Annotated in this window: 22 protein-coding genes and 2 riboswitches; of the genes, 10 read left to right on the top strand and 12 right to left on the bottom strand. The window is 66.0% G+C overall.

Annotation, left to right across the window (positions count from 1 at the left end):
- Positions 1–582, top strand: a 582-nt coding sequence (locus WP12_RS26300; protein WP_046192158.1) for a cold-shock protein, incomplete at its 5' end; no start/stop codon positions are given.
- A gap of 176 nt (positions 583–758) precedes the next feature.
- Here WP12_RS26300 and pgi read toward each other — a convergent pair.
- A complete protein-coding gene (pgi, locus tag WP12_RS02295; protein WP_084690933.1) occupies positions 759–2261 on the bottom strand; it encodes a glucose-6-phosphate isomerase in 1503 nt (500 codons plus the stop codon).
- Positions 2262–2434: 173 nt separating this feature from the next.
- Between pgi and WP12_RS26185 the strand changes: the two genes are divergently transcribed.
- From WP12_RS26185 to rsmD, 3 genes are all read left to right on the top strand, one after another.
- Positions 2435–3460, top strand: coding sequence for a PDC sensor domain-containing protein (locus WP12_RS26185; RefSeq protein ID WP_046192159.1), 1026 nt, complete (start codon positions 2435–2437; stop codon positions 3458–3460).
- 78 nt (positions 3461–3538) lie between these two features.
- Positions 3539–4462: a pseudouridine synthase gene (locus WP12_RS02305; protein WP_046192160.1), complete on the top strand. Its 924-nt coding sequence runs from the start codon at positions 3539–3541 to the stop codon at positions 4460–4462.
- Position 4463: 1 nt separating this feature from the next.
- A complete protein-coding gene (gene rsmD, locus WP12_RS02310; RefSeq protein WP_046192161.1) occupies positions 4464–5012 on the top strand; it encodes a 16S rRNA (guanine(966)-N(2))-methyltransferase RsmD in 549 nt (182 codons plus the stop codon).
- Here rsmD and WP12_RS02315 read toward each other — a convergent pair.
- From WP12_RS02315 to WP12_RS02345, 7 genes are all read right to left on the bottom strand, one after another.
- Positions 5000–5548: a TetR family transcriptional regulator gene (locus WP12_RS02315; RefSeq protein ID WP_046192162.1), complete on the bottom strand. Its 549-nt coding sequence runs from the start codon at positions 5546–5548 to the stop codon at positions 5000–5002. The two genes, rsmD and WP12_RS02315, sit on opposite strands and share 13 nt — an antisense overlap.
- Before the next feature lie 81 nt (positions 5549–5629).
- A complete protein-coding gene (locus WP12_RS02320) occupies positions 5630–6253 on the bottom strand; it encodes a DUF938 domain-containing protein (protein WP_046192163.1) in 624 nt (207 codons plus the stop codon).
- Between the two features lie 58 nt (positions 6254–6311).
- Entirely contained in the window at positions 6312–7892 is a 1581-nt protein-coding gene (gcvPB, locus tag WP12_RS02325; RefSeq protein WP_046192164.1) for an aminomethyl-transferring glycine dehydrogenase subunit GcvPB, read from the bottom strand.
- Complete coding sequence (gene gcvPA / locus WP12_RS02330; RefSeq protein WP_046192165.1) at positions 7889–9259, bottom strand: aminomethyl-transferring glycine dehydrogenase subunit GcvPA; 1371 nt, start codon at positions 9257–9259, stop codon at positions 7889–7891. The genes gcvPB and gcvPA overlap by 4 nt, the downstream gene beginning before the upstream one ends.
- Positions 9260–9378: 119 nt before the next feature.
- Positions 9379–9750, bottom strand: coding sequence for a glycine cleavage system protein GcvH (gene gcvH / locus WP12_RS02335; RefSeq protein ID WP_046192166.1), 372 nt, complete (start codon positions 9748–9750; stop codon positions 9379–9381).
- Positions 9751–9753: 3 nt separating this feature from the next.
- On the bottom strand, positions 9754–10872 hold the full coding sequence (gene gcvT / locus WP12_RS02340; protein ID WP_084690926.1) for a glycine cleavage system aminomethyltransferase GcvT: 1119 nt from the start codon (positions 10870–10872) through the stop codon (positions 9754–9756).
- 51 nt (positions 10873–10923) lie between these two features.
- A riboswitch (glycine riboswitch) is annotated at positions 10924–11038 on the bottom strand.
- 1 nt (position 11039) lies between these two features.
- A riboswitch (glycine riboswitch) is annotated at positions 11040–11133 on the bottom strand.
- A 139-nt stretch (positions 11134–11272) separates the two neighbouring features.
- The gene (locus WP12_RS02345; RefSeq protein ID WP_235398902.1) at positions 11273–11914 is read right to left on the bottom strand and encodes a hypothetical protein; all 642 of its coding nucleotides are present in this window, start codon (positions 11912–11914) and stop codon (positions 11273–11275) included.
- Positions 11915–12149: 235 nt separating this feature from the next.
- Here WP12_RS02345 and ispH point away from each other — a divergent pair, with 235 nt between their 5' ends.
- Genes ispH through rnhA form a run of 3 tightly spaced genes read left to right on the top strand, consistent with a single transcriptional unit; the run spans position 12150 to position 14512 of the window.
- Positions 12150–13100, top strand: coding sequence for a 4-hydroxy-3-methylbut-2-enyl diphosphate reductase (gene ispH / locus WP12_RS02350; RefSeq protein ID WP_046192168.1), 951 nt, complete (start codon positions 12150–12152; stop codon positions 13098–13100).
- Positions 13100–14062 (top strand): homoserine kinase, encoded by a 963-nt coding sequence (gene thrB / locus WP12_RS02355; RefSeq protein ID WP_046192169.1) that lies wholly within the window; start codon positions 13100–13102, stop codon positions 14060–14062. Before ispH ends, thrB begins: the two co-directional genes overlap by 1 nt.
- Positions 14063–14071: 9 nt before the next feature.
- Positions 14072–14512 (top strand): ribonuclease HI, encoded by a 441-nt coding sequence (gene rnhA / locus WP12_RS02360; protein ID WP_046192170.1) that lies wholly within the window; start codon positions 14072–14074, stop codon positions 14510–14512.
- A gap of 48 nt (positions 14513–14560) precedes the next feature.
- Here rnhA and WP12_RS02365 read toward each other — a convergent pair whose 3' ends face one another.
- The 3 genes from WP12_RS02365 to secA form a co-directional block, all read right to left on the bottom strand.
- Positions 14561–16465 (bottom strand): PAS domain-containing hybrid sensor histidine kinase/response regulator, encoded by a 1905-nt coding sequence (locus WP12_RS02365; protein WP_046192171.1) that lies wholly within the window; start codon positions 16463–16465, stop codon positions 14561–14563.
- A gap of 168 nt (positions 16466–16633) precedes the next feature.
- Positions 16634–17005, bottom strand: coding sequence for a YbaN family protein (locus WP12_RS02370; protein WP_046192172.1), 372 nt, complete (start codon positions 17003–17005; stop codon positions 16634–16636).
- A 46-nt stretch (positions 17006–17051) separates the two neighbouring features.
- Positions 17052–19790: a preprotein translocase subunit SecA gene (gene secA, locus WP12_RS02375; RefSeq protein ID WP_046192173.1), complete on the bottom strand. Its 2739-nt coding sequence runs from the start codon at positions 19788–19790 to the stop codon at positions 17052–17054.
- Between the two features lie 212 nt (positions 19791–20002).
- On the opposite strand from secA, the gene argJ reads away from it, so the two are divergent.
- The 3 genes from argJ to WP12_RS02390 all read left to right on the top strand — a co-directional run bounded on the left by argJ (position 20003) and on the right by WP12_RS02390 (position 22709).
- Complete coding sequence (gene argJ, locus WP12_RS02380; protein ID WP_046192174.1) at positions 20003–21226, top strand: bifunctional glutamate N-acetyltransferase/amino-acid acetyltransferase ArgJ; 1224 nt, start codon at positions 20003–20005, stop codon at positions 21224–21226.
- Between the two features lie 70 nt (positions 21227–21296).
- On the top strand, positions 21297–21905 hold the full coding sequence (locus tag WP12_RS02385; protein WP_046192175.1) for a glutathione S-transferase family protein: 609 nt from the start codon (positions 21297–21299) through the stop codon (positions 21903–21905).
- A gap of 9 nt (positions 21906–21914) precedes the next feature.
- Positions 21915–22709 carry an inositol monophosphatase family protein gene (locus tag WP12_RS02390; RefSeq protein ID WP_046192176.1) on the top strand — a complete coding sequence of 265 codons (795 nt, stop codon included), beginning with the start codon at positions 21915–21917 and terminating at the stop codon, positions 22707–22709.
- Between the two features lie 130 nt (positions 22710–22839).
- Here the strand turns inward: WP12_RS02390 and trxA are convergent, their stop codons facing one another.
- Positions 22840–23160 (bottom strand): thioredoxin TrxA, encoded by a 321-nt coding sequence (gene trxA / locus WP12_RS02395; RefSeq protein WP_046192177.1) that lies wholly within the window; start codon positions 23158–23160, stop codon positions 22840–22842.

The following is a 23160-nucleotide window of genomic DNA, read 5'->3' on the forward strand; positions in this document are numbered from 1 at the left end:
GGCGGTGGCGGCGGTGGCCGTGGCGGCATGCCGGCCCAGGTCATCGGCGAAGGCAAAGGCGTCGTCAAATTCTTCAATGGACAAAAGGGTTTCGGCTTCATCGTTCGCGATGATGGCGGCGAGGATGTGTTCGTTCACATCTCCGCGGTCGAGCAGGCCGGCCTGACCGGCCTGGCCGATGGCCAGCCGCTCGAGTTCACCCTGGTGGACCGTGGCGGCCGGGTCTCGGCGACCGATCTCAAGATCGACGGCGAGCCGATGGCAGTCGAGGATCGCGCCCCGCGCGAGCCACGCGAAGGCGGCTTCGGCGGCGCAGGCGCACCTCGCGGTGCGGCTGGCGGCGGCGGTCCCGCCCGGCAGCTCACTGGCGAGAAGGCGACCGGTACGGTCAAGTTCTTCAACGCCATGAAGGGCTTCGGCTTCATCCAGCGCGATGACGGCCAGCCGGACGCTTTCGTCCACATCTCGGCGGTCGAACGCGCCGGCATGACCAACCTCAACGAAGGTGATCGACTCGAGTTCGAACTCGAGGTCGATCGCCGTGGCAAATATGCCGCGGTGAACCTCACGCCGATGGGCTGATCCTCCGGGATAGCTTTGTTAGCGCTACAAAAAGACCCGGCTTCCGAAAGGAGGCCGGGTTTTTTACGTCCGGAGGGCGTCATTCCAGCGCAGGCTGGGATCTCGGGCGGCGGGGACGGACTGTCGGTCGCGAACCTCTCCCGAGGCGCCATCCTTCGCTGGCATGACGGATATATTCAGCTCAGCGCCCTCGCGATCAGCGCCCGGGTGGAGGCATCGAATCGTTCGGTCCCCTCGCTCTCGATCGACCGCGCGATCTCCTTGCCCAGTTCCACCCCGAACTGGTCGAACGGGTTGATCCCCATCAGCACGGCATTGGCGAAGGTGCGGTGCTCGTAGAAGGCGAGCAGCGCGCCGAGCCGCGCCGGATCGAGCCGGTCGAGCAATATCGTCGTCGATGGCCGGTCGCCCGCATAGGCGCGGGCCGGATCGTCATTGGGCTTGCCGGCCATCAGCGCGGCCCCCTGCGCGAAGCAGTTGATCAGCAGCGCGCGGTGGTGCGCGTCGTCGAGGACATGATCGGGCTCGATCGCGGCGATGAACTCGACGGGCACCAGCCTCGTGCCCTGATGGAGCAGCTGGAACACCGCATGTTGGGCATCGGTGCCGACCCCGCCCCAGGTGATCGCGGCGGTCGGCCCGTCTATCGCTGACCCGTCGGCCTTCACGCTCTTGCCGTTCGATTCCATTTCAAGCTGCTGGAGATAGGAAGGCAGCAGCCGCAGCCGCTCGTCATAGGCGAAGACCGCCCGCGTTTCGGCGCCCGCTACCCGCGAATAATATTGATCGACGAAGGCCGCGAGCAAGGGAATGTTCCTGTCGGCCGATGCGGTGCGGAAATGGCGGTCCATTGCCGCGGCGCCCGCCAGCAGATTCTCGAACGCGTCCCAGCCAAGGCCGAGCGCGGCGGGAAAGCCGATCGACGACCACAGCGAATAGCGGCCGCCGACACTTTCGGAAAAGGGCAGGATGCGGGTTTCGTCGACGCCCCATTCGACGGCCCTGTCGGGATCAGCGGTCAGCGCGATTACCCGCGAATAGGGGTCCTCGACATTGTCCTCCTCCATCCAGCTCAGCACACTGCGCGCGTTCATCATCGTTTCGGTGGTGGTGAAGGTCTTCGACGCGACGACGAGCAGCGTCGCCTGCGGATCGAAGCGCTTGAAGACTTCGTCGAGCGCCGCGCCGTCGACATTGGACACCACAGCCACCTCATAGCGGTCGGCATCGCGTCCCAGCGCATCGACCAGCAGGTCGGGGCCCAGCGCCGATCCGCCGATGCCGACATGGAGGATATGGCGCACCGGGCCCAGCACCTCGGCCTCGATCGCGTCGATCATCGCGCGCATCCGCGACTGGAAACCGCGCGCGCGCGCCACGCTGCCGGGCGCTCCCTGTCCGCGCTCGGCGGGATGTTCGGCGGCGCGGCCTTCGGTGACGTTGACGATGTCGCCCGCGAACAGCGCGTCACGCTTCACGGCAAAAGCGCTGGCGTCGGCGAGCGCCTGAAAATGCCCGATCAGTGCGGTGGAGAGATGAGTCTTCGAAAAATCGAAGAGGATTCCCGACTCGTCGATCGAGAGGCGTGAAAGCCGATCCGGCTCCACCGTGAAAAGTTCGGAAAGGGGCGTTTTGGCCGTCTTTACGATCGCGTCCCAGGCGTCCTTGGCGGCGGTCATGCGATATTCTCCATAGTGCAGTGCAGCGAATGGCGGTTTTTCAACGATTCCCGCAACCATGGTTACGGCTTGTTTACTATTTCGCTCCCATCATGATTCCCGAAAGAGCAACCGAATGCCATCAGCATGATGCCGGAGGGTGCCGCAAACGAGGTCGAATTGGGAGACCACGAATGCAGGATGACATTTTGCGCCTGGCCTATGAAGTCTCGCGCATCACGGAAGAGAAGGTCGACCGGATCGACCGGGTGATGAAACAGACCGGCATGCTCGCGATCAATGCGCGCCTCGAGGCCGCGCGCGCCGGCGACGCCGGGCGGGCCTTCTCGGTTGTCGCACAGGAACTGGGGGCGCTGGCCGCCTCGATCTCGGGGATCGGCGGCGAACTGCGTTCGGCGATTGCCTCGAATATCGCCTCATTGCGCACCGCAGGCAGCCAGATGCTCGTCGACTTCAAGGGCACCCGCCACACCGATCTCGCCCGCTCGGCAGTCGAGATCATCGATCGCAATCTGTACGAGCGCTCATGCGATGTGCGCTGGTGGGCGACTGACAGTTCGGTCACGGACGCACTCGAATCGCCGAGTGCGGCCCACGCCGCGGACGCCACCGAGCGGCTGGCGACGATCCTGCGCTCCTATACCGTCTATCTCGACCTGTGGATCGCCGACAGCCATGGCCGGGTGATCGCAACCGGGCGGCCCGACCGTTACCCTCACGCGACCGGCCAGGACGTGTCGAAGGAGGACTGGTTCCGCGCGGCGATGGGCACCCAGACCGGCGACGATTTCCGCGTCTGCGACATCTCGACCAATCCTGTCCTCGGCAATGCCCAGGTCGCGACTTACTCGACCGCAGTCCGCGCGGGCGGCCGCACCCGCGGCACCGTGATCGGCGCGCTCGGCATCTTCTTCGATTGGGCGCCACAGGCGGCAGCGATCCTCGACGGCATCGGCCTGTCCCCGGCCGAGCGCGCGACATCGCGGCTGATGCTGCTCGATGCCGGCCACCGCATCATCGCCGCGTCGGATGGCGAAGGCATCTGCACCGAAACCTATCCACTCCAGACCGAGCGTCGCGAAAGCGGCTATTACCAGCACAATGGCAAGCTGATCGCCTTCGCGCTGACCCCCGGTTACGAGACCTATCGCGGGCTAGGCTGGCTTGGCTGCATCGAAAGCGAGATGCAGGACGACTGACATGGCGTCACCCGGCCCCGCCGAGGCGACGAGTCGGCATAACTGGCGCTTGCGGCTCTAGCCCGCTAAAGGGCGGTCATGCGTCCTCCCAGAACCCCAGGCAGCCGCCCCCCCGGCCGCTCGTCGACCACCAGACCCGGTGCCGGCGCACCGATCCCACCGCCCAAGCTCGGCCGCCGCCAGGCGCGCGGCCTCGCGCGGCCGGTAAAGCCTTCGGTCCCGCATCCCGCCCGCGAAGGCGCGAAGCCGGGCAAGGAGCCGCAGCGGATCGCCAAGCTGCTCGCCCGCGCCGGCATCGCCTCGCGCCGCGAGATCGAGCGGATGATCGAGGACCGCCGCGTCGCGATCAACGGTGTCGCGATCGAGACCCCGGCGACCCTGCTGACCTCGCTCAACGGCGTCACCGTCGACGGCAAGCCGGTCGCCGCGCCCGAGCCGACCCGGCTGTTCCTCTATCACAAGCCAAAGGGGCTGCTGACCACCGAGCGCGATCCCGCCGGGCGCCCGACCATCTACGACAAGCTGCCGCGCGACCTGCCGCGAGTCATGCCGGTCGGCCGACTCGATCTCAGCACCGAAGGGCTGCTGCTGCTGACCACCGATGGTGAGTTCAAACGCCAGCTCGAATTGCCGGCGACCGGAGTCGAACGGATCTACCGCGCGCGCGCTTATGGCAATGTCACTCAGGAGCAGCTCGAGGACCTGATCGACGGCGTCGAGATCGAAGGGGTCCGCTATGGCCCGATCGACGCGAATATGGAGCGGCGCACCGGCGCCAATGTCTGGATCGAGATGAAACTGCGCGAGGGCAAGAACCGCGAAGTGCGGCGCGTGCTCGAATATCTCGGGCTGGAGGTCTCGCGCCTGATTCGCATCGCTTATGGCGCGTTCGAGCTGGGCGATCTTCAGCCGGGCGAGGTCGGCGAGATACTCCAGCACCAGCTCGTCGCCTTCCGCAAGACGCTCAAGACGCCGAAGCCGCCCAAGGCTCCGGCCGAATAGCATGCGGATCATTGCCGGCATCTGGCGCGGCCGTCCGCTGATCGCGCCGGCGGGCGACGCGACCCGCCCCACCGCCGATCGGACGCGCGAGGCGCTGTTCTCGATGTTGATCAGCAGGCTCGGCAGCTTTGAGGGGCTGAAGGTCGCGGATGTCTGCGCGGGGACCGGGGCGCTCGGGCTCGAAGCGCTGTCGCGTGGCGCGGCGCACTGCACCTTCGTCGAGCGGGAACGCACCGCGGTGGAGGCGCTTCGTAGCAATATCGCCAAGCTGGGCGAAGCCGCAATCCTGGGGAGCGAGGTCCGCGCGATCGCCGCCGAGGGATTCAAAGGCGGGCAATTCGATCTGGTGCTGATCGATCCGCCCTATGGCAGCGGGCTCGGCCAGAAGGTCCTTCCCCAGATCGGTCTCGCGCCCGGCGGCTGGGCGAGCATCGAGACCGCGAAGAACGAAGAGGTGGCGGTGCCGGGCTTCACCGTCGAGGCCGAGCGTGTGCACGGCAAGGCGCGGATCACGCTGTTACGGCGCGATAGTTCGGATCAGCCCGCCTGAACGCGTGAGCGGGCTGCCTCGGCGACATTGGGGGCGGTGCGGTCGAGCATTGCGATGCCGTTGACCACCGCCAGCATCATCGCCGCCGCGTTGCGCGATTGCGTTCCCGCCGGGAAATGGACGCTGTGGACGATCCAGTCGGTCCAGAACTCGGCGATCGCCGTGGCGGCCTGGGTATATTGAGTGTCGCCGCGCGCCGCCCGTGCCGCGATCTCCAGCCAGAACTGGACGAAGGCGCGGCCTTCGGGCTCGGCGAGAAGGGCCGTGGCGTGACCGACCATATTCTGCGGCGGGATGCGCCGGCCATGCGTGGTCCTGGCGAGATGATTGGCGAAGCGCTCCGACACGCAGGCCAGAACATCGCCCATCAGCGCGGTCTTGGTCCCGAAATAATAGAGCAGCATGCGATCGCTGGTACCCAGCCGCGCCGCCGCCGGCCGCAACGACAGCGCGTCGAGCCCTTCGGCCAGCACCATATCGCCCAGCGCCTCGGTCAACTGCGCACGCTTCAAGCTGCGCGGTTCCATCATGTTCATGTCGTAATCCCCCCGGATTCGGAGACCTTGTAGCAAATGCTACAGTCGAGCGCGAATCGGCAGGGCGAGTCGAAATGTGAACTATTGTGCCGGGGCGGGATCCACGGCGCGGCGCAGGCACAACGACAGATTGTTCGCAGGCATCGCGTGGATCGCTTCTGGATACAGCCCAAGGCTCTCTGCCAGCGTAATAACATCCTCCAGCCTGCGGATGCCCCAAGCCGGATTGCGCCGCCGTAGATCCTCGTCAAAGGCCATGTTCGACGGAGCGGTCTCGACTCCCTCGCGGATGTATGGCCCATAGAGAAGCAACGGTCCGCCCTCCGGAAGCAGCTTTGCGCTGCTCCTCAGCAAACCAACCGTCGCCTCCCACGGGCTGATATGCACCATGTTGATGCACAGGATCGCGTCGGCGCGGTCGATTGGCCACTCGGCGGCGGATGCGTCGAGGAGGAGGGGTGGGCGGACGTTGTTGAGCTTCGCCGCCTCGGCCCAGGCGCGGATCGAGGTGAGGGCGTCGAGGTCGGGGTCGCTCGGCTGGAAGACCAGGTCGGGCAGCGCACGCGCGAAATGGATCGCATGTTCGCCGGTGCCGCTCGCCACTTCCAGCACGGTGCCGCGGGCGGGCAGGATGTCGCGCAGGATCGCGAGGATCGGGTCGCGGTTGCGCTCGGTGGCGGGGGCGTGGCGGCGTCGGTCGGTCATTGTGCTTGCCTCCACGCCACGCCGCCTCCGGCCCCCGCTGGGGCAGCGGCAGTTTCCACTATTCCGCCGCCTGCGCCAGCATTTCGTCCTTCCACACCAGCACCGGTTTGCGCGCCGCCGGGGGCTCGTGGAGCCGGCGGCGCGGGGCGAGGGCGGGGGCGGCCTTGAGGGCGGCGTCGCCGGCCTTCGCGCGCTCGGCGACCGAGCGGAGCGCACCGATGAACTGGTCGAGCGTCGCCTTGCCCTCGGTTTCGGTCGGCTCGATCAGCATCGCGCCGTGCACGACGAGCGGGAAATACATCGTCATCGGGTGGAAGCCCTCGTCGATCAGCCCCTTGGCGATGTCGAGCGTGGTGAAACCCGTCGCGAGGCCCGCGTCGCTGAACAGCGCCTCGTGCATGCAGGGGCCGCTATCCCCGAACGGCGCGTCGAGCAGGTCGTCGAGGCTGCGCAGCACATAATTGGCGTTGAGCACCGCATCCTCGGACACCTGGCGCAATCCGTCGGCGCCATGGCTGAGGATATAGGTGAGCGCGCGGGTGAACATGCCCATCTGGCCATTGAAGGCGGCCATGCGACCGAAGCTCGACCCGTGATGCTCGCCGGCGGTCTCTTCCTCGACGAGGACATATCGGTCGCCCTGCTTGTCGACGAAGGGCAGCGGTGCATAGGGGGCAAGCGCCTTCGACAGCACCACCGGGCCCGAACCCGGTCCGCCGCCGCCATGCGGGGTCGAGAAGGTCTTGTGGAGGTTGATGTGCATCGCGTCGATGCCGAGGTCGCCGGGGCGGACCCGGCCAACGATCGCGTTGAAATTGGCGCCGTCGCAATAGACATAGCCGCCCGCGTCATGGACCGCGTCCGAAATGCGCTTCATGTCGCGTTCGAACAGGCCGCAGGTGTTGGGATTGGTGATCATCACCCCGGCGACATCGGGCCCGAGCCGTGCGGTGAGCGCGTCGAGATCGACCCGGCCCTCGTCGGTCGCTGGGATATTCTCGACCTGATAGCCGCAAAAGGCCGCCGTTGCCGGATTGGTGCCATGCGCCGATTCGGGGACGAGAATCACCGACCGGTCGCTGCCCGCCGCGTCATGCGCGGCGCGGATCGCCAGCAGCCCGCATAGTTCGCCATGCGCGCCCGCCTTGGGGCTCATCGCCACGGCGTGCATGCCGGTCAGCGTGATCAGCCATTGCGCGAGTTCGTGGATCACGGCGAGCGCGCCCTGCACGGTGTCGACCGGTGCGAGCGGATGAACATCGGCGAAGCCCGGCATCCGCGCGACCTTCTCGTTGAGGCGGGGATTATGCTTCATCGTGCAGCTTCCCAGCGGGAAGAGGCCGAGGTCGATCGCGTAATTCTGGCGGCTGAGCCGGGTATAATGGCGCACCGCCTCGGGCTCGGGCAGGCCGGGCAGGCCGATCGGCTGGCTGCGCTCGAGCCCGCCGAGCCGGCTCGCGACCTTGGGCGGCGCGGGAAGATCGACGCCGGTGCGGGCGTAATTGCCCTGCTCGAAAATCAGCTTTTCCTCGAGCATCAGCGCGCGGTTGCCGGTGAAGGTCGGCGGCGCGTTGCTCGCGGCGCTGTCGCTGGCCAGGATCTCCGGGCGTGTAACGCGGCCTTCGCTGTTCATACTCATGCCGCCAACTCCGCTTCGAGGGCTTGGGCCAATGTTTCGACATCCTCGGCCGATGTGGTTTCCGTGACCGCGACGACGAGGCCGTTGGCAAGCGCGGGGGCATCCGGATAGAGCCGGCCCAGCGAGACGCCGCCCAATATGCCCTTGTCGGCAAGCGCGCGGACGATGGGCCGCGCCTCCTTCGGCAGCTTCAGCGTGAATTCGTTGAAGAAGGCGCCGTTGACCAAATCCACCCCAGGAAGCTTCGCCAGCCGATCGGCCGCTTCAACCGCGCCGGCATGGTTCAGCGCGGCGAGGTTGCGCAGGCCGGTCTCGCCGAGCAGCGTCAGGTGCGCCGAGAAGGCAAGCGCGCACAGCCCGGCATTGGTGCAGATGTTCGACGTCGCCTTCTCGCGGCGGATATGCTGTTCGCGGGTCGACAGCGTCAGCACGAAGCCGCGCTGGCCGTCCGCATCGGTGGTGACGCCACACAGGCGCCCCGGCATCTGGCGGACATATTTCTCGGCGCAGGCGAACAGGCCGACATAGGGGCCGCCGAAGTTGAGGCCGACGCCGATCGACTGACCCTCGCCGACGACGATATCCCCGCCCATCTCGCCGGGGCTCCGGATAGCGCCGAGCGCCACCGGCTCGGTAACGACCGCGACCAGCAGCGCGCCCTTTTCATGGCAGCGCGCGGCGAGTTCGGACAGGTCGGCGACATGGCCGAGGATATTGGGGTTCTGGACGACGACGCAGCTGGTGTCGCCGTCGATCGCGCCGAGCAGGCGGGCCATGTCGTCGCCGGGCGCGCCGGGGGTGAGATCGGGCAGCGCGATATCGAGCGCGTCGCCGGTGAAGCGCGCCATCGTCCGGGCCAGCGAGACATAATGCGGATGCAGCCCAGCGGAGAGGATCGCCTTGCCGCGCCGGGTGACGCGCCGCGCCATGGTGATCGCTTCCCAGCAGGCGGTCGAGCCGTCGTACATCGATGCGTTGGCGACATCGCAGCCGAACAGGCGGGCGACCTGGGTCTGGAATTCGAACAGCGCCTGCAGCGTGCCCTGCGCAATTTCGGGCTGATAGGGGGTGTAGCTGGTCAGGAACTCACCGCGCTGGATCAGATGATCGACGCTGGCGGGAACATGATGTCTGTACGCGCCGCAGCCGAGGAAGAAGGGCGCCTCGCCCGCCGACAGGTTGCGCTTCGCCAGCCTCGCCATATGCCGCTCGACGGCCAGCTCGGACGCATGGTTCGGCAGGCCCGCGATCGGCCCGGACAGGCGAGCTTCGGCGGGGACATCGGCGAACAGTTCTTCGATCGACGACGCGCCGATCGTGGCGAGCATGGATGCCCGGTCGGCATCGGTAAGGGGCAGGTAGCGCATGTCTAATTCCTTAGCCCCTCTTCTTCAGGGGAGGGGTTGGGGTGGGGCTTGATTCTGGGCGCGGCGCTCGCGGAGAGCCCCCACCCCCGGCCCTCCCCTGAAGGGGAGGGGAAACAGGCCTACAATCCTTCGCAGAACGCCTTGTAGCTGGCGGCGTCCATCAGGCCTTCGAGCTCGGACGGATCGGCGAGCGCCAGCTTGAAGAACCAGCCGTCGGTCTCGGGCGCGCTGTTGACCAGCGCCGGATCTTCCTCGAGCGCGGCGTTGATCTCGCTGACGGTGCCGGTGACGGGGGCGAATACGTCCGACGCGGCCTTGACCGATTCGACCACCGCAGCCTCGCCGCCCTTGGTGACATTGCCGCCCAGCGGGGGCAGCTCGACGAAGACGATGTCGCCCAGCTGGGCCTGCGCATAATCGGTGATGCCGACGGTGGCGGTGCCACCCTCGACCGAAATCCATTCATGCTCGTCGGTAAAGTAGATCGTCATGGGTCAGCTCCCTTGGCGGACGTAACGGTGGGGGACGAAAGGCATGGGTGCGACCACGGCATCGAGCCGCTTGCCGCGCACGTCTATCTGAAGCGGGCGACCAATCACGGCGCTGGCGGCGGCGACATAGCCCATCGCGATCGGCGCCTGCAGCGTCGGGCTGAACCCGCCCGAGGTGACGGTGCCGACCTCCATATCGCCGTCGAAGATCAGCGCGCCCTCGCGTGCGGGGAGGCGGCCGGCGACGGTCAGGCCGATGCGCTTGCGCGGCGGGCCTTCGGCGAAATGGCGGCAGATGACGGTGGCGCCCGGGAAACCGCCCTCGGCGCGGCGGCGCTTGGGCACCGCGAAGCCCAGCCCGGCGACGGCCGGGTCGATCGCGGGATCGAGGTCATGGCCGTAGAGCGGCAGTCCCGCTTCGAGCCGCAGCGAATCGCGCGCGCCGAGACCGATTGGCTTGACCTCGGGTTGCGCGGCGATCAGCGAGGCGACCTCCTCGGCCTTATCGGTGGGGATCGAAATCTCGAAGCCGTCCTCGCCGGTATAGCCCGACCGGCTGATCCAGGCGGGGACCCCGGCGATGTCGAACGCGCCCGCAGTCATGAAGACCAGCGCCTCTACTCCGGGACAGATGCGCGCCAGTGCATCGACTGCCTTCGGCCCCTGCAGGGCGAGCAGCGCCTGCTCGTCGAGATGGTTGAGGACCAGTTCCTCGGGCAGATATTCGTGGAGATGGGCAATGTCGTCGGCCTTGGTCGCACCGTTGACGACCAGATAGAAGTCGCCGGCACGGCGCGTGACCATCAGGTCGTCGAGAATGCCGCCCTCATCGTCGAGCAGCAGCGAATAGCGCATTTTGTCGACGCCAAGGTTGACGATATCGCCGGGAAGAATGGCTTCGAGCGCGGTGTCTACATCGGCGCCGCTGACCAGCAGCTGGCCCATGTGCGAGACATCGAACAGCCCCGCCGATTCACGGGTCCATAGATGTTCGGCGATGATCCCTTCATATTGGATCGGCATCTGATAGCCGGCGAACGGCACCATTCGCGCATTACGCGCGCGATGCCAGCCGTCGAGCGGCAGCGCCTGGATTATGTCTTCGGGATCTGCATCGCTCACATCGGGTCTCCGTGACGGCCAATGACGCCGGACGCAGAACGCCCGCCGGTCATTGCCCCCTCTGTCACGGAACCTGAGAGCATTCGCCTGGCCTGCGGCGGCCGGGCTTACCCCTTCGGTGGGATGACCGGCCCAAGAGCCGTCCATCCGCTTTCCAGAGTGTCGATCCTGTCCATGCGGTCCGTTGACCTGAGAGATTCCGGGGCGGTTGCTCCTTCGGCGGCTCGAGCTTGCGCCCTTGCACTCTCCCGCATGGCCAGCACCGGTTGCCCGGTGACGACCCTCACCGCTTGGCGCGGGGCTCCAATGGAGTCAACCGCCGATGTGGCGGCGCAGCGAAACGATCCACAGAATCCTTGGCGCGTCATCCGGCAGAAGCTGGAATGACGATGAAGCGGGCCTAGCGCGCGGCGTTGTACGCCAGCTGGCTTTCGCTGAGCTGGAAGCCGACGAGCAGCTCGAAATTGGCCTTGTTGACCGCCTCGCGCACCGCTGGCTCGTTCATCGGATCGAGCGCGGCGTCGGCGTCGCCGGACTTGCGCTTGCGGTTGATGCGCTGGAGAATTTCGGGCGGCAGGGTCGCGGCGGTCCGCGACACCAGCGCGGTGGCCGAGGCGGGGACGGTGCCGCGCAGTTCGCCATCGGCGAAGTTGATCACCACCTGGCCGACCTGTTTCGATTCGATCTGAGTGCCGGCGCGCAGCACCGTGGCGTAGACGGGCAGGGTGACGCTGCGGGCCGGCCCGGCAGTTGCGCGGCGGGCGTGGACGTCGAAATTGGCCGTAACCTGGACCTGTGCGCCGCCCTCGTTGCAGCTCGACCGCAGATTGGCGATGCTGGCGGTGACGTCGATCGCGTCGGCGCGGCGCTCGGCAGGCGGATCGAACAGGGTGATGTCGCCGGTATAGGTGGCGATCGCGGCGGCCGGACAGGCCGAACGCGCGATCTTGAAGCCGCCGCGCTCATCGAATTCCATGTCGTTGGCGCAGCCGGCGAGCGTCAGCGCGGCGAGGAGGATCGCGGTGGTTTTCGAAAACTGCACGGGTACGGGCATCCTTGTGTCATGGTCCGGACCTGTGCGTACACGCCCGGCAGTCGATGCGATCATAGAGCCTGATCGTTTGAGGTGGAAGCGCTTTGCGCTTCCGCCGATAACGTGAAGCAGGCTCTACTCAGAGAGATGCGATCTTGATTCACGCCTCGAGCCGAAAAGTTCAAGACGATCAAGGTCGAGGAACCGGCTTTCGCGCAGGCAAGCAATCGCTTAAGGCCGGGCCATGTCCGATGCCGAACGCCCGCCCCTCGACCTGCTGATCGCGGCCCCGCGCGGCTTTTGCGCGGGGGTCGACCGGGCTATTCAGATCGTCGAGCTGACGATCGAGAAATATGGTCCGCCGGTCTATGTCCGGCATGAGATCGTCCATAACAAGTTCGTCGTCGACGACCTTAAGGCCAAGGGCGCGATCTTCGTCGAGGAGCTCGACGAGGTGCCTGACGGCGTGCCGGTGGTCTTTTCGGCGCATGGCGTGCCCAAGGCGGTGCCGACCAAGGCGAGCGAGCGCGGCCTCAACTTCTTCGATGCGACCTGCCCGCTGGTGTCGAAGGTCCATCGGCAGGCCGAACGGCTGGTGAAGAACGGCCACCACATATTGTTCATCGGCCATAGGGGCCATCCCGAAGTGATCGGCACCTTCGGTCAGGTGCCCGATGGGGTAATGACGCTGGTCGAGACCGCCGAAGATGCGGCGACGGTCGCGCCGCCGCCCGGTCGCGAGCTCGCCTTCCTCAGCCAGACGACCCTTTCGGTCGACGACACCGCCGAGATCATCGGCGTGCTGCAACAGCGCTTCCCCTCGATCGCCGCCCCGCGAACGGAGGACATCTGCTATGCGACCTCGAACCGCCAGGCCGCGGTCAAGGCGATCGCGGCGCAATGCGACGCGATGCTGGTGATCGGCGCGCCGAACAGCTCCAACTCGCTGCGGCTCGTCGAAGTGGCGGAGCGCAATGGGGTCAAGGCACGGCTGATCCAGCGCGCCAGCGAGATCGACTTCGCCTGGCTCGACGGCGTCCGCACCCTCGGCATCACCGCGGGCGCGTCGGCCCCCGAAGTTCTCGTCCGCGAGCTGGTCGACCTGCTCGCCACCCGCTTCACCATATTCGAGCGCGAGGTCGAGTCGGTGACGGAGAACATGCTCTTCAAGCTTCCAAGGACGCTCGTAGCCTGATGGCCGTCTACACGCAGGTCTCCACCGAGGAGATGATCGCCTTCCTCCACCGCTATGACCATGGCAGCCTGATCTCCGCCAAGGGCATCGCCGAGGGCGTCGAGAACAGCAATTACCTGATCGAGACGACCGGCGGACGCTTCATCCTGACGCTCTACGAAAAGCGGGTGAACGCCGAGGAACTGCCCTTCTTCGCCGCGCTCACCGATCATCTCGCGTCCAAGGGCCTCAACATCCCGCGCATGCTGCGCGACCGGCGCGGCGAGCAGTTGCAGACGCTGGCCGGGCGGCCCGCCTGCCTGATCGAGTTCCTGACCGGCGTCTCGGTTACGCATCCTACCCCGGCGCAGGCGCGCGCGGCGGGCGGTGCGCTGGGCGACATGCATCGCGCGCTCGGCGATTTCCGCCTGAGCCGCCCGAACAGTCTCGATCTCGCCGGATGGCAAGCGCTCGCGGCGCGCTGCGGCGACGACCTCGACCGGATCATGCCGGGACTGGGCGACCGGGTCACGCGCGAGCTCGACTGGCTCGACGCGCACTGGCCGCGCCACCTTCCGACTTCGGTGATCCACGCCGATCTCTTTCCCGACAATGTGCTTATGCTCGGGGACGAGGTCAGCGGGGTGATCGATTTCTACTTCGCCTGCACCGACATCCGCGCCTGGGACGTCGCGGTGACGCATGCCGCGTGGTGCTTCGAAAATGACGGCACCGGCTATCACGCCAATCTCGGCCGTGCGCTGATCGCGGGCTATGATGCGCAGTTCGCGCTGTCGGTCGAGGAGCGGCTCGCCTTCCCGATCCTCGCGCGCGGTGCATGCCTGCGCTTCCTGCTCACCCGCGCCTTCGACTGGATCAACACTCCGGCCGATGCGATGGTGACGCGCAAGGATCCGATCGCTTTCCTGCGCCGCCTCGATTTCTACGCCGAGGCGGATCCCGAAACCTTATTGTCGATCTGAGGACTGTCCATGAGCGAGCTCCCCTTGGTGGAAATCGCCACCGATGGCGCATGCAAGGGCAACCCCGGTCCGGGAGGCTGGGGCGCGGTGCTGCGGTTCGGGACGACGGAAAAGGATATGTCGGGCGCGGAAAATCCGTCGACCAACAACCGCATGGAGCTGATGGCCGCGATCCGCGCGCTGGAGGCGCTGAAGAAACCGTGCCGGGTCAAGCTGTCGACCGACAGCCGCTATGTCATGGACGGGCTGACCAAATGGATACACGGCTGGCGCAAGAATGGCTGGAAGACCGCCGACAAGAAGCCGGTCAAGAATGCCGATCTGTGGCAGCTGCTGCTAGCCGCGGCGGAGCCGCACCGGATCGAATGGAAGTGGGTGAAGGGCCATGCCGGCCACCCGGACAATGAGCGCGCCGACAAGCTGGCGAGCGACGCCGCATTGGGAATCTGACGAACTCGTCGCCCCCGCCTCCGCCCCCGCCCCGCCGGGGCGACGATATTACCTACTTCCCCGCAGGAAGTCCGGTTCCACGACATTGTCCATCGCCTGCGCGATCGGTGACGGCACCGCGCCGAATTCCCCGTTGAGGACCAGCGCGAGCGCGCGCGACTGCTCGAACAGCTCTTCGAGAACGGCCGGCTGGCACTCACGCCGCGCGCATTGCCGCGCGATTGCGGCGAGCAGGCGTGACAGACTGAAGCTGCCGAAGCTGTCGAGCAGGGTACGAAGCGCCTCGGCCTCGGCCGCCGCCAGTTCCCAGGCCTGCGCCCGCACCGATGCGGCGATGCGCTGCGGCCGGTCGCTGACATCGAACAGCAGCATTTTCATCAGGATCGCCGCATCGTCATAGCCGCCCTGCTCGACGAGCAGGTTGAGCCGTTCGCGGTTGAATTTGTCGCCACCGGTATCAGCGGGGGCGCGCTTCGTCCGCCGCATCGTCGCGATCATGTCGAGCAGCTGGCCTGAGACGATCGGCTTGGCGAGGAAGCTGTCGATGCCCGCCTCGAAATAGATACGCCGCCGCTCGGGCTGCGAATCGGCGCTGATCGCCAGGATAGGCGTGTCGCAGGCGGGCGGATCGAGTGCGCGGATCGAGCGCGTCGCCGAGATGCCGTCGAGCTCGGGCATCTGCATGTCCATCAGCACCAGGTCAAACGGCTCTATCGCGATCGCGCCCAGCGCCTTGCGGCCATCCTCGACGGCGATGACCTGATGGCCCTCGCGGGTCAGCAGCCCCGCCATCAGCCGGCGGTTGATCGGATTATCCTCGGCCAGCAAGATCCGCATCGGCCCGGTCGGCACCTCCTCGGCCAGCGCCGCCGGGCCGTCTGCCCGCTTGAACGGCAGTTCGACCGAGAAGGTGGTGCCCTTGCCCGGATCGCTCGACACCGCGATCGACCCGCCCATCGCCTCGGCCAGTTGCTGGCTGATCGCCAGGCCGAGACCGGTGCCGCCCTGCAGGCGCATCCGCGCCGCATCGACCTGGTCGCCGCGGGCGAAGATGCGGCCCAGCGTTTCCTGACCAATGCCGCGTCCGCTGTCGCGGATGATCACCATCCAGTAATCGGCATCGTCATCCGACCGGGTTGGCGAAAGGCCGATCGAGACACTGCCGGCTTCGGTGAACTTGATCGCATTGGAGACGAGGTTCGACAGGAGCTGCTGGAGCCGCGCGGAATCGCCGCAGACGATCACCGGCTCGCCATCGAGGCCGTGCACGTCCAGGGTCAGGCCCTTGGCTTCTGCCATGCTGTCGAACAGATGTCCCATCGTCCGGATCGCGGCCTTGAGATCGAAATTGACGCTCTCGATCACCACCCGGCCCGATTCGACGCGCGAATAGTCGAGCATGTCATCGACCACGCTCATCACCGACGACGCCGCCTGATTCAGCGTATCGAGCAGGGGCCGGCGCTGTGCCTCGTCGGGATTGCGGCGCAGCGCCTCGACCGAATTGAGCAGGCCGTTCATAGGCGTGCGGATCTCATGACTCATTACCGAGAGCAGCTCGGCCTTGGCGCGTTCGGCGGCGCGGGCCTGGTCGCGCGCGGCGATCAGCGAGCGTTCGGTCTCCACTTCCTCGGTAATGTCGCGCATGATGCCGATCATCGCCGTGGGCCCATCCATCTGGCCGGCAACCAGAATATGGACCGTCTTGCCGTCCGGACGATTCCAGCGGATGCGGACCGGCGCCAGGGTCCCGTCCCGCGTGGCGTCGTTGACCGCGACCACGATCTTGTCGACATCATCGGGATGGATCATGGCGAGCATCAGCTCGCGGGTCGGCGTCAGTTCCGTCGAGAGGCCGATCATCTGGTAGATTTGCGGCGACCAGCTATAGGTGCCGGTGCTGCGGTCCGAACGCCAGTGGCCGAACCCCGCGAGCGATTCCGCGAGATTCAGAAGGCGATTGGCCTCGGCTGAACTATCAAGCGTTATTGGCCGGCCCCCTGCGACACTAGCGGCAAATCCCCCCGCCCTTACGGCCTTTTAGTGTGAGATTCGGGTGGAGGGAAAGTGCTAGATGCGCCGCTCGCGAATTCTTGCCGCGTCAGGCGGATCGCCGGCGGTTCACGTGTTCGGACGGCTCGCGACATAGATCGCGCAGGCGAGCAGCGCGAGCGCCACCAGCAGGTCGATCCACCAGGCCGGCTGCACGGTGTAGAGCATCACGCCATAGCCGCCCGCCATGCTGACGATCGCGACGATCTTGGCGTTGCGCGGTATCGCGCCGCTCGCGCGCCAGCGTCGGATCGGCGGCCCGAACCAGCGGTGGTCGAGCAGCCATGCCTCGAAGCGGGGGCTCGAATGACTGAAGCAGGCGGCGGCGAAGATCAGAAATATCGTGGTCGGCATCACCGGCAGCAATATGCCGATGAAGCCCAATGCCACCATTAACCACCCCAGCGCGAACCAACCCCAGCGCTTGAGCGGGTCTTTCATCGCTTTCAGGTCCGCTGACGCCGTCTCGACCAGGTCGAAACAGCCATCAGAGCGCGCCGTGGCAATGCTTGTATTTACGGCCTGAACCGCAGGGGCATTGCGAGTTGCGGCCCAGCGTCGCAGCAACCTCAGGCGGGACCTGATAATCGCTGTCCGCCATGCCCAGCGCGGCCTGTGGCGCGCGGGTGGTGATCAGGCCCAGCGAACCGGCGTCCCGATCGGCCGAATCATCCTCGCCGGTGAACGGGTCGATATGGCTGGTGACGAAATCGGGCATCGGCGGCAGTTCGGCGAACTCCTGCCCCGACATCTCGAAGCGGGCATTGGCGAGGATGCGGGTCACTTCCTCGCGGATCGCGGTCAGCATGCGCTCGAACAGCGCGAAGGCTTCCGATTTATATTCGTTGATCGGAGTCTTCTGCGCATAGGCGCGCAGGTGGATCACCTGGCGCAGCGCGTCGAGCGTCGCGAGATGCTCTTTCCAATGATGGTCGAGCGTCTGGAGCAGCACGCTCTTTTCGATGCCGTGCCAGCTCTGCTCGTCGATCGCGGCGCGCTTGGCGTCGATCGCGGCATCGGCGGCGGCCAGCACGCGCTCTGCCAGCAGCTCGGGATCGATGCCGTCCTCGGCCAGCCAGGCGTCGAACGGCGGCTCGATGCCCAGCGTTTCGGCCGCCTGGGTCCGCAGCGTCTCCATGTCCCACTGTTCGGGATAGCTGTTCGGCGGGCAGGCCGCGCCGACGATCGAATTGGCGGTCTCGGCGCGCATGTCGGTGACGACGTCGTCGACTGTATCGGCGTCCATGATGTCGGCGCGCTGCTCGTAGATCACCTTGCGCTGATCATTCATCACGTCGTCATATTCGACGACCTGCTTGCGGATGTCGTAGTTGCGCGCCTCGACCTTCTTCTGCGCGGTCTCGATCGCCTTGGAAATCCAGGGGCTGACGATCGCCTCGCCGTCCGCCAGATTCTTGTTCATCATCCGCGCGAACATCGTCTGCGGGCCGAAGATGCGCAGCAGATCGTCGTCGAGCGAGAGGTAGAAGCGGCTGAGGCCGGGATCGCCCTGGCGGCCCGAACGGCCACGCAGCTGATTGTCGATGCGGCGGCTCTCATGCCGCTCGGTGCCGAGCACGAACAGGCCGCCGGCCGCAAGCACCGCTTCCTTCTCGGCGATGATCTCGCCCTTGATCCGTTCGGCGGCGGCGTCGAATTCGGGGGTGCCGATTTCCAGGTCGGGATGCTCGTCGAGCATACGGAATTCGAGGTTTCCGCCCAGTTGGATGTCGGTGCCGCGGCCCGCCATGTTGGTCGCGATCGTGATCGCGCGCAGGCGGCCCGCCTGGGCGACGATATGGGCTTCCTGCTCATGGTAGCGGGCGTTGAGCACCTTGTGCTCGACACCCTCCCGGGTCAGGAATTCGGACAGCATCTCCGACTTCTCGATCGACACGGTGCCGACCAGCACGGGCTGTCCATGCTCCTTCGCCTCACGGATCGTCTGGGTGATCGCGGCGAATTTGTCCTGGATGTTCTTGTAGAATTCGTCGTCCTGATCGATCCGCTGCACCGGTACGTTGGTCGGGATCGTGACGACGTTCATCTTGTAGATCTGGTAGAATTCCTGGGCTTCGGTTGCGGCCGTGCCGGTCATGCCGCCCAGCTTGGGATACATGCGGAAATAATTCTGGAAGGTGACCGAGGCGAGCGTCTGGTTCTCGGGCTCGATCTGAACGCCTTCCTTGGCCTCGACCGCCTGATGCAGGCCGTCGGACCAGCGCCGCCCATCCATCATGCGCCCGGTGAACTCGTCGATGATGACGACCTTGCCGTCCTTGACGATATAATCGATGTCGCGCTTGAACGCGACGTTGGCGCGCATCGCCTGGTTCAGGTGATGGACCACCTGAGTATTCTCGAAATCATAGAGATTGTCGCCTTCGAGCAGCCCGGCGTCCTCGAGCAACCGCTCGATCCGCTCGGTGCCATCCTCGGTCAGCACTACCGAGCGCGCTTTCTCGTCGAACTCGTAATCGGCGGGCGTGACCTGCTTCACGATCAGATCGACCTGCTTGTACAGCTCGGACTTGTCGTCGGTAGGACCGGAGATGATCAGCGGCGTGCGCGCCTCGTCGATCAGGACCGAATCGACCTCGTCGACCACCGCATATTTGAACGGGCGCTGCACCATATACTGGCGCTCATATTTCATGTTGTCGCGCAGATAGTCGAAGCCGAACTCGTTGTTCGTGCCGTAGGTGATGTCGCACGCATAGGCGTCGCGCCGCTCCTGATCGGACAGGTTGGGCACGATCACGCCGACGGTCAGACCGAGGAATTTGTAGACCCGGCCCATCCATTCGGAGTCGCGGCTCGCCAGATAGTCGTTGACGGTGACGACATGGACGCCCTCGCCCGACAGGGCATTGAGATAGACCGCGAGCGTGGCGACGAGGGTCTTGCCCTCGCCGGTCCGCATCTCGGCGATCTCACCGCGATGGAGGACGATGCCGCCGATCATCTGCACGTCATAATGGCGCTGGCCGAGCACGCGCCTGGCCGCTTCACGCACCGTGGCGAAGGCCTCGGGCAGCAGCGAATCGAGCTTCTCGCCATCGTTGAGCCGCTTGCGGAAGATCACGGTCTGGCCCGCCAGTTCCTCGTCGCTCATCGCTTCGAGGGTGGGCTCGAATCCGGCGATCCGCTGGACGATCGGGCGCAGCGACTTCACATAACGGTCGTTCGACGAACCGAAGATGGCTTTGGCGAGGCCGCCGAGCATGGGCATTCCTTGAAAACAGGGGCGCCACGGAGGGCTTTCGCCCACCGCGCGTTCGAACGGGTGCAGATAGGTGTCGCCGCCTAATACGTCAATTCGGGCACGATAACGGCACAGTGAATGAGTCGTTCCATGACCGCATCAATTCAGCCTCGCCATATTTCAAACTTCGCACCGTCCCCTTATAGCGCACGCGTCACCAGCGGAGTTGCCCCATGGATCGTTCGCCCCTCGCCCCCGCCAGCTTTCCTGCGCTGCCCGCCATTGCCGGGGTCCGTGTCGCGGTGACGCGCGCGGGGTACAAGAATTGGGAGCGCAACGACCTGACCTTTGTCGCCTTCGACGAAGGGACTGCGGTCGCCGGGGTCACAACGAAGAGCAAGTGCCCCTCGCCCGAGGTCGAATGGTGCCGCGCCGCATTGCCGCTGGGGCGGGCGCGGGCGCTGGTCGTCAACGCTGGCAATTCGAACGCCTTCACCGGCAGTCGCGGCCGCGCCGCCGTCGAGGCGATCACCGCGCGGGTGGCGGGGGCGATCGGCTGCCAGCCGTCGGACGTGTTCGTGGCATCGACCGGGGTGATCGGCGTGCCGCTGCCGATCGACAAGGCGGAGGCGGGAATCGACGCGGTGCTGACCGCGCCGGAGGCCGGCTGGGAAGCCGCTGCCGCGACGATCATGACCACCGATACCTTCGCCAAGGCGGCGACGGCATCGGCGATGATCGGCGGGCGGAAGGTTGAACTGGTCGGCATCATCAAGGGCTCGGGAATGATTGCGCCCGACATGGCGACGATGCTCGGCTTCATCTTCACCGACGCGGCGATCGCGCCGGGCCTGCTCCAGGCGATGCTCGATCAGGCGAACGGCAAGAGCTTTTCCTGCATCACCGTCGATGGCGACACCTCGACCAGCGACACCGTGCTCGCCTTTGCGACCGGCAAGGCGGGCAACGACCCGATCGAAACGATCGACGATGCGGGCGCGGATGCCTTCCAGGCGGCGCTGGCCGACATCTGCCTCCAGCTCGCCCATCTCGTCGTGCGTGACGGCGAAGGCGCGTCGAAGTTCATCAGCATCACCGTCGAGGGGGCCGAGAGCGACGGCAGCGCGCAGCGCGTCGCGCTGTCGATCGCCAACTCGCCGCTGGTGAAGACCGCGATCGCGGGCGAGGACGCCAATTGGGGCAGGGTGGTGATGGCGGTCGGCAAGGCGGGCGAACCCGCCGAGCGCGACAAGCTCTCGATCCGCTTCGGCGCGACCCAGGTGGCGCGCGGCGGCCTCGCGGTCGAGGGCTATGACGAGGCCCCGGTCGCGGCGCATCTGAAGGGCAAGGATGTCGACATCGGGGTCGACCTCGGCCTTGGCAACGGTCGCGCTACGGTTTGGACCTGCGACCTCACCCATGGTTATATATCGATCAACGCCGACTATCGGAGCTGAGGCGTTTGATCGTCTGTTCCGGGAACCGTAAGCACCCAAGCATGATCGTGAGAGAAAAGGATGACATACGATGCTCATCATTTGGGGCCGGCTCAATTCGCATAGCGTGAAGAAGGTCGCCTGGGCCGCGGTCGAGGCCGGCATCCTGCACGAGCGGCGCGATATCGGCGGTCAGTTCGGCTTCACCGACGAATATCTTGCGATGAACCCCAACCGGCTGATCCCGACGATCGAGGATCATGGCTTCGTGCTGTGGGAATCGAATGCGATCCTGCGCTATCTCGCGAGCCAATATGCCGGCGAGCTTTGGCCGACCGATCTTCAGCTTCGCGCGTCCGCCGATCGCTGGATGGACTGGCAGTTCAGCTATGCCGAGGCGCAGTTCGATGCTTTCATCAATATAGTCCGTAAGGCCCCGGCCGACCGCGACATGGCCGCCGTCGCGGCGTCGGCGAAGCGGACCGGCGATATGATGGCGATCCTCGACGACGCGCTGGCGCAAAAGCCGTGGCTGTCGGGTGATGATTTCGGAATCGGCGACATCCCGATGGGGGTCTATGCGCATAGCTGGTACACCCTTGATATCGAGCGGCCCGACCGCCCGCATGTCGCGGCCTGGTATGAGAAGCTCAAGGCCCGCCCCGGCTATGCCGCCAACGTGATGATCCCGCTGACATAAGAGTCTGTAATGCACCCGCTCTACCGACCCGTACTGGACCTTATGCAGATCGTGGCGCGCGACATAATGATGCCGCGTTATCGCAAGCTCGCGACGCACGAATTTGCCGAGAAGACGCCGGGCGACTTCGTCACGATCGTCGATCAGGAATCCGAGGCGCTGCTGAGCGCCGAGCTGGCGAAACTTCTGCCCGGCGCGCGGATCATAGGGGAGGAGGCCGCCGCCGCCGACCCTTCGATCGTAGACCGGGTAGGCGAGGGGCCGGCGTGGATAATCGATCCGCTGGACGGCACCAATAATTTCACCGAGGGCAAGAGCCCCTTCTGCATCATGATCGGGCTGAGCCTCGACGGGGAGCGGGAGGCGGGGTGGATTCTCGATCCGGTGACAGGGCGGGTGTTCCACGCGATGCGCGACGGCGGTTGCTTCGCCGATGGTGAGAAGCTTTGCGTGCGAAGGCCATCAGGCGGCCTGCCGAAAGCCGCGATCGCCACCTACTTCATGTCCGAGGAGAGGCAGGCCGATGTCCGCCGCCGCGCGGCAGGAAAGATCGAGATCGTCGACATCCCGCGCTGCGCGGGTGAGCAATATCCCCGGCTGATCCTCGGCCAGAACGACATCGCGCTGTTCGAGCGCACCCAGGTCTGGGACCATGCCCCTGGTGCGCTGATGCTCGAGGAAGCGGGCGGCAAGATCGCGCGGCACGACGGTGCGCCCTATCGGCTCGCGGTGCCGGGCATCGGCGCTATAGCCGCGAACTCGCCCGAGATGTGGGATCTCGCGAAGGCGGTGCTGTTCGACTGAAGGATAGGCCGCCCCGGCGGATGCCGGGGCCGCCAGCGGCGAGGGCGACGCGGATTTCGTAGCGGCCTGAACGATGCCCGGCCCCCGGGGCTGGCGCAGCCAGACCCGGGGGCCGGGGGACGCTATCCGATCAGAGCTCGCCTTCCAGCCAGCCCTTGAGCTGGCTCTTCGGCGCGGCGCCGACCTTGGTGGCGATCGGCTGGCCGTTCTTGAACAGGATCATCGTTGGGATGCCGCGGACGCCATAGCGGCCGGGGGCGCCGGGATTCTCGTCGATGTTGAGCTTGGCGATCGTCACCTGCTCGCCGAGTTCCTCGGAAATCTCTTCGAGCGACGGGCCGATCATCTTGCACGGGCCGCACCACTCCGCCCAGAAATCCACCAGCACGGGCCTGTCGGCGCTGATGACGTCATCATGGAAGGACGAGTCGGTGATGGCTTTGGTCGGCAT

The sequence above is a fragment of the Sphingomonas sp. SRS2 genome, assembly GCF_000971055.1.
Classification (GTDB): Bacteria; Pseudomonadota; Alphaproteobacteria; order Sphingomonadales; family Sphingomonadaceae; genus Rhizorhabdus.